General features: G+C 37.8%; 13 protein-coding genes and 1 riboswitch. Of the genes, 11 read left to right on the top strand and 2 right to left on the bottom strand.

Going from position 1 to position 11910, the window contains the following annotated elements; genetic code table 11:
* Positions 1–306 precede the first annotated feature (306 nt).
* From SB717_RS12265 to SB717_RS12255, 3 genes are read left to right on the top strand one after another with little or no spacing between them, the layout of a single operon-like run.
* A complete protein-coding gene (locus tag SB717_RS12265) occupies positions 307–1884 on the top strand; it encodes a spore germination protein (protein ID WP_410903810.1) in 1578 nt (525 codons plus the stop codon).
* 3 nt (positions 1885–1887) lie between these two features.
* Positions 1888–3015: a spore germination protein gene (locus tag SB717_RS12260; protein ID WP_410903809.1), complete on the top strand. Its 1128-nt coding sequence runs from the start codon at positions 1888–1890 to the stop codon at positions 3013–3015.
* Positions 2999–4210, top strand: coding sequence for a Ger(x)C family spore germination protein (locus SB717_RS12255; protein ID WP_216889434.1), 1212 nt, complete (start codon positions 2999–3001; stop codon positions 4208–4210). Before SB717_RS12260 ends, SB717_RS12255 begins: the two co-directional genes overlap by 17 nt.
* A 136-nt stretch (positions 4211–4346) precedes the next feature.
* Here the strand turns inward: SB717_RS12255 and SB717_RS12250 are convergent, their stop codons facing one another.
* Positions 4347–4787, bottom strand: a complete 441-nt coding sequence (locus SB717_RS12250; protein ID WP_074681439.1) for a YtoQ family protein — start codon at positions 4785–4787, stop codon at positions 4347–4349.
* A gap of 170 nt (positions 4788–4957) precedes the next feature.
* Between SB717_RS12250 and SB717_RS12245 the strand changes: the two genes are divergently transcribed.
* The 3 genes from SB717_RS12245 (at position 4958) to SB717_RS12235 (ending at position 8233) form a co-directional block, all read left to right on the top strand.
* Positions 4958–5869 (top strand): ABC transporter ATP-binding protein, encoded by a 912-nt coding sequence (locus SB717_RS12245; protein WP_410903977.1) that lies wholly within the window; start codon positions 4958–4960, stop codon positions 5867–5869.
* Positions 5862–6629, top strand: coding sequence for an ABC transporter permease (locus SB717_RS12240; RefSeq protein ID WP_410903808.1), 768 nt, complete (start codon positions 5862–5864; stop codon positions 6627–6629). Before SB717_RS12245 ends, SB717_RS12240 begins: the two co-directional genes overlap by 8 nt.
* A gap of 101 nt (positions 6630–6730) precedes the next feature.
* Positions 6731–6837: riboswitch (SAM riboswitch) on the top strand.
* Positions 6838–6922: 85 nt separating this feature from the next.
* Positions 6923–8233, top strand: a complete 1311-nt coding sequence (locus tag SB717_RS12235) for a Na+/H+ antiporter NhaC family protein (RefSeq protein ID WP_074681432.1) — start codon at positions 6923–6925, stop codon at positions 8231–8233.
* A gap of 39 nt (positions 8234–8272) precedes the next feature.
* Here SB717_RS12235 and SB717_RS12230 read toward each other — a convergent pair whose 3' ends face one another.
* Positions 8273–8401, bottom strand: coding sequence for a hypothetical protein (locus SB717_RS12230; RefSeq protein WP_255256027.1), 129 nt, complete (start codon positions 8399–8401; stop codon positions 8273–8275).
* Positions 8402–8525: 124 nt separating this feature from the next.
* Between SB717_RS12230 and SB717_RS12225 the strand changes: the two genes are divergently transcribed.
* The 5 genes from SB717_RS12225 (at position 8526) to SB717_RS12205 (ending at position 11893) form a co-directional block, all read left to right on the top strand.
* On the top strand, positions 8526–9485 hold the full coding sequence (locus SB717_RS12225) for a LacI family DNA-binding transcriptional regulator (protein WP_074681430.1): 960 nt from the start codon (positions 8526–8528) through the stop codon (positions 9483–9485).
* An 85-nt stretch (positions 9486–9570) separates the two neighbouring features.
* Complete coding sequence (locus SB717_RS12220; RefSeq protein WP_016764006.1) at positions 9571–9819, top strand: transcriptional regulator SplA domain-containing protein; 249 nt, start codon at positions 9571–9573, stop codon at positions 9817–9819.
* Positions 9820–9931: 112 nt separating this feature from the next.
* Positions 9932–10960, top strand: coding sequence for a spore photoproduct lyase (splB, locus tag SB717_RS12215; protein ID WP_063671499.1), 1029 nt, complete (start codon positions 9932–9934; stop codon positions 10958–10960).
* A 151-nt stretch (positions 10961–11111) separates the two neighbouring features.
* Entirely contained in the window at positions 11112–11555 is a 444-nt protein-coding gene (locus SB717_RS12210; protein WP_028413454.1) for a hypothetical protein, read from the top strand.
* A 101-nt stretch (positions 11556–11656) separates the two neighbouring features.
* On the top strand, positions 11657–11893 hold the full coding sequence (locus tag SB717_RS12205) for a hypothetical protein (protein WP_013056931.1): 237 nt from the start codon (positions 11657–11659) through the stop codon (positions 11891–11893).
* The last annotated feature ends 17 nt before the right edge of the window (positions 11894–11910 follow it).

The raw sequence follows: 11910 nt of genomic DNA, 5'->3' as shown, positions 1-11910 counted from the left end.
AGCCTTCAGTAGTAAGCTCTTTTTCATTTTTATGATGGATGTTGTATTCCTTTGTATAAGAAACAAAAAGAAGAATAATACTACCTGGTAAATAAAAGAATTTCTACGAAGTAAACACTGATATTTTACGGATGCTTATTTCTAGAATTGCTTTGTTATAGACATAAATAGGGTGATTATCATGTGGGAATTAGTTGTTTCCTATCTTCCAGACGGGCCAGTTTTTATCCAAGCAGTTTTGGTTTTTTTCATCCCGTATATAATCTACAAATTATTAAGCGGGATTCGTAATTCAGAGGAAGAGTGATGAAAGTGAAAAAATGGAGATCAACAGTAAAAAAAATAGGAAACCATGCGAACGAGATGGAAAACAAACAAGAATTTACACCTCAAAATTCATCTAATCATGTTACGGATCATTTATCTTTAACTCTAAAAGCAGTTAAAAATGAAATTGGTCATAACTCCGACGTTCATTTTCGGGAGTTTATTATAGGGCGCACCGGCATTCAGGCAGCTATTATTTTTGTAGAGGGGCTATCAGATAAAGATCTTATTGAAAAACATATTTTGTCATCATTGATGGCTGATTTTTCAAAAGAATATCAACAGGATCAGCTTTACGTAAAGGAAAGCCTTTCAAAACAGTTTATTAAAAGCCAAGTATTATCAATCAGTGATGTAGAAGAGGTTCATTCCATTAAAGAAGTAACATCAAAAGTCTTAACAGGATCTACGGCTCTTTTAATTGACGGGTTATCACCTGCTTTAATTCTTGGTACAAGCAAAGTGAAAACAAGGACGATTGAAGAGCCCGTATCAGAAGCATTAGTGAGAGGGCCAAGAGTAGGCTTCACTGAATCTTTAAGTGATAACACTTCTTTATTAAGAGGAAGCGGAGATATTGAAAATTTGTCACTGGTGAAATTTCAAGTAGGAAAGCGTTCCAAAAAAGATTTAATTGTTGCTTACATAAAGGAAATTATTGATCCAGAACTAGTTGAAGAAGTAGAAAAACGAATTAAAAAAATTGACCTTGATAATGTACCGGAGTCAGGATATGTGGAACAACTCATTGAAGATAATTACCTTAGTCCCTTTCCTCAGGTGCAGAATACGGAGCGTCCTGATCGTGTAATTGCTGCTTTGATGGAAGGGAGAGTAGCCATTTTATTAGACGGGACGCCTTTTGCTTTGATTGCTCCCGTTACGTTTAGCATGATGTTACAGTCGCCGGAAGATTATTATGAAAGGTGGATTCCCGGTACATTCATTCGTTTTCTTCGTTATATTGCAGTGGTTCTTTCCCTTTTTACACCGGCTTTGTATATTGCGTTTATTTCATTTCATCCAGGATTAATTCCGACTAAGTTAGCTATTTCTATTATAGGATCAAGATCTGGTGTTCCGTTTCCCGCTCTTATCGAAGCCTTATTTATGGAACTATCAATCGAAATTTTGAGAGAAGCCGGACTCCGATTGCCGAAACCAATTGGTCCAGCAATGGGCATTGTCGGTGGGTTAATCATTGGAGAAGCTGCGGTGCAGGCAGGAATCGTTAGCCCTATTTTGGTGATTGTAGTGGCGTTAACTGCCATTTCATCGTTTTCTATTCCGCAATATAGTGTAGGAATCACATTGCGTATTCTTCGGTTTGTAGCCATGCTTTGTGCTGCCATACTTGGATTATATGGCGTCATCTTATTTTTCCTTTTTATGATGAGCCATCTAGTGAAACTAAAAAGTTTCGGCGTACCTTATATGAGTCCAGCTGTTCCTTATCGTTTAAGTGAATGGAAAGACTTGGTAGTCCGTATGCCTCTGATGATGATGAAACGACGTCCAAAGATGATGCACACCAAAGATCCTCTGCGAAAAGGGTAGCTTATGATGAAAGGAAGTGAGCTGTGGGTAATGATCAATTCAAACGATCGTATTACGACACCTCAAGCAACTGTGGTTGTTATCAATTTTATACTTGGAACAGGAATTCTTACCTTGCCCCGGACAGTTGCGGAACAAGTAAAAACACCAGATGTTTGGTTAAGTGTTATTTTAGGCGGAATAATTGCCATGATAGCAGGAGTAATTATGGTGAAATTAAGTCAACGCTTCCCTGAAAAAACCTTTTATCAATACAGCCAAGAAATTGTAGGGAAATGGATAGGCAAGTTATTTAGCTTCTTCATAATTGGTTATTTTTTAGTACTTGGTGGGTTTCATGTTCGTTCATTGGCAGAAGTAACAGGATATCTATTGTTGGAAGGAACCCCTAAATGGGCTATTATTATGCCCTTTATGTGGGCAAGTCTCTACCTAATCAGAGGGGGGATAAATCCAATCGCTCGTCTATTTGAGATTATATTACCTATTACAGTTATTCTTTTTTTACTTGTTGCTTTTATGAGTATCAAAATATTTGAAGTAGACAATCTGCGCCCGGTACTAGGTTCAGGTATCACCCCGGTGCTAAAAGGCATAAAAACAACTGCTCTTGCATTCACCGGTCCTGAAATCATGTTAATCATTTTAGCTTTTATGAAAGAACCACACAAAGCAGGAAAAGCTGTACTAGTTGGAATTACTATTCCTTTATTCATTTATGTGATTACTGTTGTAATGGTGATTGGAGCGTTATCGGTTGATGGGGTAGTTACAAGAACATGGCCCACACTTGATTTGATACGAAGTTTTGAGCTGACCGGTTTGATTTTTGAACGATTTGATTCTCTGTTGCTGGTGGTATGGATTATGCAAATGTTTACTTCTTTTACTGTTAACCATTACGCTGCTTCATTAGGACTATCTCAACTTTTCCAAAAGAATATTCATCCATTTATGTATGGCGTGCTTCCCGTTATTTATCTTATTTCCATGATTCCCAAAAACATCAATGATGTATTTAAAGTAGGGGATATGGTTGGCAACGCTGCCTTAGTTTTATTTGGCCTTTTGCCGTTGCTTCTTCTCATTATTTCAAAAGTAAAGGGGAGAAAGTATGAAACAAACCTTTAATCACGTACAGTTTTTATTGGTTTTTCTCTCTGTTTTTTTGCTCGTTCCTTTGACGGGCTGCTGGAGTAGTCATGAAATTGAAGAACGAAGTTTAGGGGTAGGTGTGGCGCTCGATAAGGGGAAGGAGTCCATGATTGAAAAAGAATTTGATGAACAAGGAGGGGGATATGCGAGAAAGAACCTGATTACGTCAACCTATCAACTTATCACCCCACAAGTGGCAAGTTCAACCACTAAACAAGGAGGTCCTCAACAGAAATCTTATGTGAATGTGTCTGAAACAGGAGATTCTGCTTTTCAAATGCTTCGTGAATTATCTTTAAGAAGTGATACTCCTTTAACTAGTCCCCATATGAAAGTGATGGTTATCGGTGAGGCCCTTGCACGATCGTATAGTTTGGAACAATTAGTGGATCAAAGTCTTCGTGACAATGATTTTAGACCAAGTTGTCTGATGTTTATTAGTAAAGGGAGAGCAAGCGACACACTCGAATCAAAAACAGCAGGAGAGATTCCAGCATTTCGTTTGTCTACAATGGTAGAAAATGCCTATCGAACAACGAGAATTTTACCTCCTATACCGCTTATTAAACTAGAGAGCAAAATCCAATCACGGTCTAGTTTTCTGTTGCAAAATGTAGTATCAGCAAATGGAGAAATCAAATTTGCGGGTGCAGGTATAATTAAAGGAAAAACAAACAAAATGATTGGTTTTTTGAATGAAGAAGAACTAGATGGTCTGACTTGGATTACAGGTAAAGGAAAAGGTGGCCTAGTAAAAAGCTTTGATAAAAAGACCGGTCAGCTGATTGTATATGAAATAGAGTCTATGAAAAGTCACATTCAACCTCATGTTAAAGGAAATAATATCTCTTTTGATGTACACATTGAATCAGTGGGAAGGCTATCTGAAAGTTGGATGACCTCAGGGAGCTCTTTTAACAATCAATTTTTGCAGAACGCGCAAAAAACTTCAGAAAAAAAAGTAAAGCACTTGGTAAGAAACGTATTAGAAAAAATGCAAACAAAATATAAAGTTGATGTTGCAGGTTTCGGAAATCAATTGAGAATTAAGAGGCCCAGAGTATGGATGAGGGTTAAAGACAATTGGGATCAAACATTTAGTGAAGTGCCAATTAATTATGATGTGAAGTTAACGATTAAAGATTATGGAGCATCCGGGTCAAAAAAGTAAGCACCCGACTATAACTTTGTTTATCTTTATGTCAAAAATGAAAAAATCCCCCCAAAGAAATACTCATCACATGCTTCGTACGGAGCCCTCAATAAATAATAAATAAGAGCTGCCACTTTTGGACAGCTCTTATTTATTATTCAAAAATATAAGCTAATGCTTGAAGAGCCTGTTCTGGCGTTTCGACTACAACTTGGGCTTTGTTTGACAGTTCTTTAAGCGGATGGTGCAGTTTTTCAGGGCGAACCAAAATTAGCGGTTTATCTAATGCAATGGCTGTTGACGCATCCATTGCGCTGTTCCACTGCTTGTATTTTTCACCAAACAAAGCAATGACCACATCAGATTTTTTAAGGAGCACCTGCGTGCGTAAATTATTAATTTGGGAAGCAGCTTCATCTTTTAAGACAGCGTTAGGCTGTTTTCCTAAAATTTCTTCTCCAATGTTGTCGGAGCGGTCATGGTCTGTCATGGGACCGACAAAGGTAAGGGGAAGATTTAATTGTTCTGCTTGGTTTTTAATTTCGTCTCGCCAGTTATCGTGAATTTGCCCGGCAAGGTATACGGTTAAGTTCATTATGTAGAAGTCCTCCTCTAACTAAGATTTGTTTTATTTTATCAAATGTAAGCGGATAATACGAATGATTTGAATGGGCTACTTTTCCAAAAATAAGGTTATAGTAGACAAATAGTTAAAAAAGAGAAACAATAGAAGGCGTATTGCTAATTAAAGAAAGGATGTACATGATGACAGAAACAGTGCTGCAAGTAGATCATGTCAGTAAAGTAATTGGGAAGAAAACCATTTTGCATGATGTATCCTTATCGGTTGAGCGCGGTGAGATTTTCGGATTGCTTGGTCCAAACGGATCTGGAAAAACAACGCTAATTCGTACCGTTGTAGGACTCATTAAAGAAACAAAGGGGACAATTACCGTCAATGGGTTTCCTTTAAAAGAACAGTTTACATCAGCTATGAAATCAATTGGAGCGATTATTGAAAACCCTGAGTTTTATGATTATCTGACGGGCTATCAAAATTTAAAACACTTTGCTAATATGCATGAAGGAATCACAGCAGAACGCTTGGATGAAGTGATTGCGCTAGTAAAGCTTGAAAACAGCATTCATGCAAAAGTGAAGACGTATTCTCTTGGGATGAGACAGCGTTTAGGAGTAGCTCAAGCTATTTTACATAAGCCTGCATTGCTTTTACTAGACGAACCAACAAATGGTCTAGACCCAGCGGGAATGAGAGAATTTCGTACATATTTACAAACGCTTTGCAGGGAAGAAGGAATTTCAATTTTAATCGCGAGCCACTTATTAAAAGAAGTAGAAGCATTATGTGACCGCGTTGGCATCATTCAAGACGGTGAGTTAAAAGCCGTTCAAGATCTATCTCCAAATCGTCAAGATCAAGGAATGTACGTAGAATTTGAAGTGTCTGACGTGCAAAAAGCAGCGGAACTTTTATCACAAGAATTTGAAGTAACGATGAGATCACATAGTATCGACGTGGCGATCGTAAAAGAACAAATTCCAGCTGTAAATAAAAAATTAGTGGACAGCGATATTTTAGTCTACAGAATTACCCCTGTGTATGAGACGCTTGAAGATTCGTTTATGTCCGTTACGGAAGGAGAGCACCATGATTAAGTTAATTCAAAATGAACACATGAAATGGTTTCACAAAAGAAGTACAAAAATCACGTTTATCACAATCGGCATTTTAACTCTTTGTATGGCTCTTTTAATGAAGAAAGTAGCAAACAGTGCAGGAACAGAAGACAACATCTTGAATTTCCTGTCATTTAGTTCAGGTATGCTGATTCTTGTTCAATTTTTTGCGCTTGCTGTTGGAGGGTCAATGGTTGCAAAAGAGTTTGAATCAGGTACTATTAAGCTTCTTTTAATTCGCCCGGCTAGACGTTCAACGATTTTAGCATCCAAGTACATAACGCTCATTTTAATTAGTTTGTATTACTTGCTGAGCTATTTGCTTTTTTCGTTTGTATGGGGAGCATTGTTCTTTGGCTTTGCCAGTCTAGAAGGAGATGCGCAGCTGCTTAAAAACATTACGCTTACGTATGACAGTGCGTATATGGAAACGTTTATGATGATGACGTTCGCATTTATGCTGTCGTCTTTATTCAGAAACAGCGCGCTTGCTTCAAGTCTAGCTATTGTCGTAAGTATCGGAGCGAAAGCAGTAACTGGAATAGTATCAGAGTTTGGTTTATGGTGGGGGAAATTTCTACTGTTTGCCAACACAAACTTTGTGCAGTATATGGATGGAATGAAGACGATGTTTGACGGCATGACGATTCCATTTTCAATCTTCATTTTAGTTGCACACTTTGTCTTCTTTATGGGCGTGGCATGGGCAGCGTTTTTGAAACGTGACGTAGCTAACTGATGTGAGAATTTTCGCACTATATATTTTTCTGAAATAGCATTTGACAATTAAATAAAAAGAGATTACAGTAGTGAAAGACTATTTTTAAAACAACTACAAACTTCTTATCAAGAGAGACGGAGGGACTGGCCCTACGATGTCTCGGCAACTGGCTGTACGCAGTGCGGTGCCAAATCCAGCAGACGATGTTTCGTTTGGAAGATGAGAAGGGTAATCTTATGATACAAATAAGAGACCTCTTCTTATCAATAAGAAGAGGTCTTTTTTTATTACGTAAACAAGAGGTGTTAAGAATGGAACAACAAAAAGGAAACGGCTGGGCGCTGTTACCGCTGGGCGTCTTTTTAGTCCTGTTTGTCGGATCAGGAATTATAACGGGAGATTTTTATAAGCTGCCTGTATTAGTAGCCATTATCATTGCAGCCATTGTGGCGCTGGCTATGAACCGCAAAGATTCACTTAATGTAAAAGTTGAACGTTTTGCTAAAGGAGCAGGGCATCCTGATATCATTATTATGGTACTTATTTTTATTTTAGCAGGTGCTTTTTCAGAAGTTGCCAAAGGCATGGGAGCTGTTGATTCAACGGTAAACTTAGCTCTGTCTGTGCTTCCGCAAAGCTTAGTGGTAGTCGGAATCTTTGTTATTGGCGCATTCATTTCAATTTCGATGGGAACGTCAATGGGAACAATCGCTGCGTTAGGGCCTATCGCTGTAGGAATCAGTGAGCAGGCTCATGTATCCATTACATTGGCAATTGCTGCCGTTGTTGGTGGTGCAATGTTTGGAGATAATTTATCTGTAATCTCTGATACGACCATTGCAGCAGTTCGTACGCAAAAAACAAATATGTCAGATAAATTAAAAGTAAACTTTTTTATTGTCCTTCCTGCAGCGATTGTTACGGTGATTTTATTACTTGTCATGACGCTAGGCAATACATCATCAGTGGAAATTAAAGATTTTAGCTGGTTTAAAATCTTGCCTTATGTCGGCGTACTAGTTGCTGCCATATTTGGTGCAAACGTATTAAGCATTTTAACCGGAGGAATTGTGCTAGCCGGCGTAATCGGATTAGCTGACGGAAGCTACACGCTTTCTTCTTTTGCTAAAACTGTAACAGAAGGTATTGGCGGAATGTCGGAATTAATTATTTTATCTCTGTTAATTGGCGGAATGGTTGAGCTCATTCGCTATAACGGCGGTATTCAGTTCTTATTGAACTTATTAACACGACGCATTCAAACGAAAAAAGGCGGAGAATTCAGTATCGCCGGGTTAGTAAGTTTAACCAATTTAGCCACGGCTAATAACACGATTTCAATTATTACGGCAGGTCCGTTAGCAAAAGAAATCTCTGATAAGTATTCAATTGATAATCGCAAATCAGCCAGTCTGCTCGACTTGTTTTCGTGCAGCGTTCAAGGGCTTATCCCTTACGGCGCACAAATGCTTCTTGCAGCAGGATTTGCTAAAGTGTCACCGATTGAGATTATTCCATTTACATTCTATCCAATGTTAACAGCGGTTTGCGGGATCATTGCGATTGTAATTGGCTTTCCTCGTTTAAATAAAAAATCAAAATCATCTAAAGAAGCTGCGTAATACCAAACCCTTAAAAAGAATGTTCTTTTTAAGGGTTTTTTACTGTTTGAAAAAATCAGTCGGCTTTTCTTCATCTAACTCCTTCCAAAGCGTCTCATTTTGTTTAAGTGCATAAGCCGCTCCTCCAATTTCAATTCCGCATAATAAAATAAACAATAAAATACCCATGAAATGACCTCCTTACGTAAATGAATAAAAACACGATGGTAACGGGTTTAGCTTATTGCAATTTCACTTTATAATGAGAATAAAGTATGAAACGCGTTTCAGCGCAAGAGAAAAAGGTGAAAATATGACAAATATCCGAGATATCGCAAAAAAAGCTGGTGTATCTGTTTCGACTGTATCCCGGGTGCTAAATCATCATCCGTATGTAAAAGAAGAAAAGCGCCGGCTAGTAGAGCAGGTTATTCAAGAACTTAATTACGAACAAAACATTAATGCCGTTCACTTATCAAAAGGGAAAACAAATATGATTGCCGTCGTTTTGCCTTTTATTAATCATCCTTATTTCAGCCTGCTTTTAGAAGGAGTCGCCTTTCAAGCGTTAGAAAAGCAGTATCAGCTTGTTATTTGTCAGACGAACTATGATGTAAAAAAAGAAGAAGAAGCGCTTCATATGCTGAAAACAAAGCAGGTTGATGGAGTCATTATTTGTTCTAGAGCAAGCAGCTGGAGCACGATTGAATATTATCAGCAGTACGGGCCGATAGCCGTGTGCGAAAACGTACAGAATCGTTCTATTCGCTCCGTATACGTTGATCATTACGCAGCTTTTAAGCAGGCGCTCCTGTATTTAAAAGAAAAAGGATATACGGAAATTGGCTATTGCATCGGAAGAATGACGGGGACAAATAGTCAACAGAGGCAACAAGCATACAAAGAATATATAAAAGGAATAAATCAGCCTTATCATTCAGAATGGGTTTTTCAAGGCTGTTTGAACGTGACGGATGGTGAAAAAGTAGTAAAAAAATTGGTGCAGATGAAAAATCGGCCTCAGGCGCTTTTAGTAACAAACGATCAAGTCGCTATCGGAATAAAAGCTCAGTGCGAACAAGCTGGTATGTCAGTTCCAGGAGATTTAGCTATTATTGGTTTTGATAATCATCCGCTTTCTTCATATTTACAAATTACCACGATCGAACTTCCTCTTAAAGAGATGGGAGAAACGCTTTTTACATTAGTCGGAAACAAGGCGACTCAGAAAATTGAGCTCCCTTTTCGGTTTATTGAGCGTAAAAGCGTATGAATTCTTGATGATGCCATGAGGTGTGTTTACCGGATAAAATGAGTAAAAGCGGACATCATACGAGTAAAGAAAGAAGAAAAGGATGATGATCGTGGAGAAAAAAGAATATCAAGTGGGAGATCAAGTATTTGTTATTTACCGAAACCCTCATACGGCGAACGTTGCCAATATTAATCAAGCTGAAATTGTTGAACATCCTGAAAACAAAGGTGAAAAAGCGCTGTTTCTGCATGAGTCTTATCATTTGTTAGCTGAAGATGATGCCGTGTATTCAACGTATGAAGAAGCAGAGAAAATGTATAACAAGATATTTGATTATGAACAATATGATTGACGCAAGGCTCTCCTTAAACAGAGAGTCTTTTTTGTTTGAAAAATAATTACCACGGATAGAGTCTTTTTATTTTTCAAACGCTATTAGTATTAGAAAAAAGGAAGTGTACATGATGATAAAACCTTTTGTACCTCAATTAGTATACATTGAGCCAGGGGCAATGGAGTACCCGCTTGGTGTTCAATTAAAAGAAAAGTTTGAGAAGATGGGAATTGAGATTCGTCAAACAACTTCTCATAATCAAGTGCGTAATATACCGGGAAAAAATGATTTGCAAAAATACCGCAATGCCAAGTCCACTTTAGTAGTTGGCGTGCGTAAAACCTTGAAATTTGATACATCTAAACCGTCAGCTGAATATGCAATACCGTTTGCAACAGGGTGTATGGGGCACTGTCACTATTGTTATTTGCAGACAACAATGGGAAGCAAACCATATATTCGCACGTACGTGAATGTTGAAGAAATATTAGGTCAAGCAGAGCAATATATGCAGGAAAGAGCCCCTCAAATAACACGATTTGAAGCGGCTTGTACATCTGATATCGTAGGAATTGACCATTTAACACATTCATTAAAGCACGCGATTGAATATTTTGGGGAAAGTGAACTAGGTCAACTGCGCTTCGTGACTAAGTTTCATCACGTGGATCACTTATTGGATGCTAAGCATAATGGCCGCACGCGCTTTCGCTTTAGCATAAATGCGGATTATGTCATTAAAAATTTTGAACCTGGTACATCTCCTCTCGATTACCGGATTGAAGCTGCTAATAAAGTCGCAAAAGCCGGATATCCACTTGGCTTTATTGTTGCTCCTATTTATATTCATGAGGGATGGCAGGAGGGGTATCGTCAGTTGTTTGAAAAGCTTGATGCTTCTATACCTGAAGAGTCAAGAGATGATATTACATTCGAAATGATTCAGCATCGCTTTACCAAGCCAGCCAAACGGGTGATAGAGAAAAACTATCCGAAAACAAAGCTTGAAATGAATGAAGAAGAGCGCCGCTACAAATGGGGGCGTTACGGAATTGGAAAGTATGTATACGCAAAAGATGAAGAACAAGAATTAAGAGAGACGTTGGAATATTACATTGATCAGTATTTTCCAAATGCGAAAATCGAGTATTTTACGTAATTATTCTACAGTAATTGAAAAGTTATTTTGACATCTTAGTCGAGATAGCTTTTCACTTTTTAATGTAAAAAATAAATTGGTTGCTAATAAGCTGAAAAAAGAGGTTATTTGTATCTCTTGTCGTATTACATACATAAGGGAGGTGACTGAGATGTTAAAAAATGAAGAGTTTGCGCTAACAAAAGAATTAACAAAAGAACAGCAAGAAGCTGCACGAAATTTTATTCAAGTGTTGTTCCAAGAAGATTTATCTGAATTTTGGAACATATTATGTGATATCGATAAGTCTCGTATTTACGGCTTGTATGAAGCAAACCACTATTACGATTCGGATGTTGAACTACATGGGTTCGTACAAGAAATTAGAGATAATGTAAGAGCTGTTTATGCGCCTCTTCAAGGGCAAGGAGGTATTTCGACGAAGGTTCGATATACAAACGAAGGAAAGATGTATGTATACATATTAGGAAGTGGCGAAAACCCGAAGGTATATCCTGTTGGATTAATGCCTGAGACCTACATTGAAGAAGAACGTTTTTCTCAGCGTCTTCAAATTAGCATTTATAACGATGAGTTTCGAAACGTTGCGCTGTAAACCATATATAAATGGAAAAATGAAGAATAGTAAAATTAATTTGTTAAAATAGCAATATTTGGGGTATGTAATAGGTATAACATTAAAAAGGGGTGAAAGAAATGCATTATTATCGTATTTCAGAGGGAGACCATGAAGAGTATTGTGAAACGATTCTACTTCATGAAAAAAAGTTTTGCAAAGAAACGTTTCAATCTATGGTGCGAGAAGCAATGAACAATAAGCCCGGTAAAATTGATCGTGTAGATATTGTTAAATATTTAATTGGTCACCATAGTTTTCAAGTAGCCCACATCGAAGCGGGGTTTCATAGTACATACAGCGAGAAAGTGACATAAAAAAATGCGGTACATCC

This window comes from Priestia sp. SIMBA_032, assembly GCF_046535215.1.
Classification (GTDB): Bacteria; Bacillota; Bacilli; order Bacillales; family Bacillaceae_H; genus Priestia; species Priestia aryabhattai.
This window is presented reverse-complemented; position numbering and strand designations above follow the sequence as displayed.

What these genes read in the sequence shown, in the direction of transcription:
- SB717_RS12265 (WP_410903810.1), top strand. Translation starts at nt 307, where the DNA reads ATGAAAGTGAAAAAATGGAGATCAACAGTAAAAAAAATAGGAAACCAT.
- SB717_RS12260 (WP_410903809.1), top strand. Translation starts at nt 1,888, where the DNA reads ATGATGAAAGGAAGTGAGCTGTGGGTAATGATCAATTCAAACGATCGT.
- SB717_RS12255 (WP_216889434.1), top strand. Translation starts at nt 2,999, where the DNA reads ATGAAACAAACCTTTAATCACGTACAGTTTTTATTGGTTTTTCTCTCT.
- SB717_RS12250 (WP_074681439.1), bottom strand. Translation starts at nt 4,787, where the DNA reads ATGAACTTAACCGTATACCTTGCCGGGCAAATTCACGATAACTGGCGA.
- SB717_RS12245 (WP_410903977.1), top strand. Translation starts at nt 4,958, where the DNA reads ATGACAGAAACAGTGCTGCAAGTAGATCATGTCAGTAAAGTAATTGGG.
- SB717_RS12240 (WP_410903808.1), top strand. Translation starts at nt 5,862, where the DNA reads ATGATTAAGTTAATTCAAAATGAACACATGAAATGGTTTCACAAAAGA.
- SB717_RS12235 (WP_074681432.1), top strand. Translation starts at nt 6,923, where the DNA reads ATGGAACAACAAAAAGGAAACGGCTGGGCGCTGTTACCGCTGGGCGTC.
- SB717_RS12230 (WP_255256027.1), bottom strand. Translation starts at nt 8,401, where the DNA reads ATGGGTATTTTATTGTTTATTTTATTATGCGGAATTGAAATTGGAGGA.
- SB717_RS12225 (WP_074681430.1), top strand. Translation starts at nt 8,526, where the DNA reads ATGACAAATATCCGAGATATCGCAAAAAAAGCTGGTGTATCTGTTTCG.
- SB717_RS12220 (WP_016764006.1), top strand. Translation starts at nt 9,571, where the DNA reads ATGATCGTGGAGAAAAAAGAATATCAAGTGGGAGATCAAGTATTTGTT.
- splB (WP_063671499.1), top strand. Translation starts at nt 9,932, where the DNA reads ATGATAAAACCTTTTGTACCTCAATTAGTATACATTGAGCCAGGGGCA.
- SB717_RS12210 (WP_028413454.1), top strand. Translation starts at nt 11,112, where the DNA reads ATGTTAAAAAATGAAGAGTTTGCGCTAACAAAAGAATTAACAAAAGAA.
- SB717_RS12205 (WP_013056931.1), top strand. Translation starts at nt 11,657, where the DNA reads ATGCATTATTATCGTATTTCAGAGGGAGACCATGAAGAGTATTGTGAA.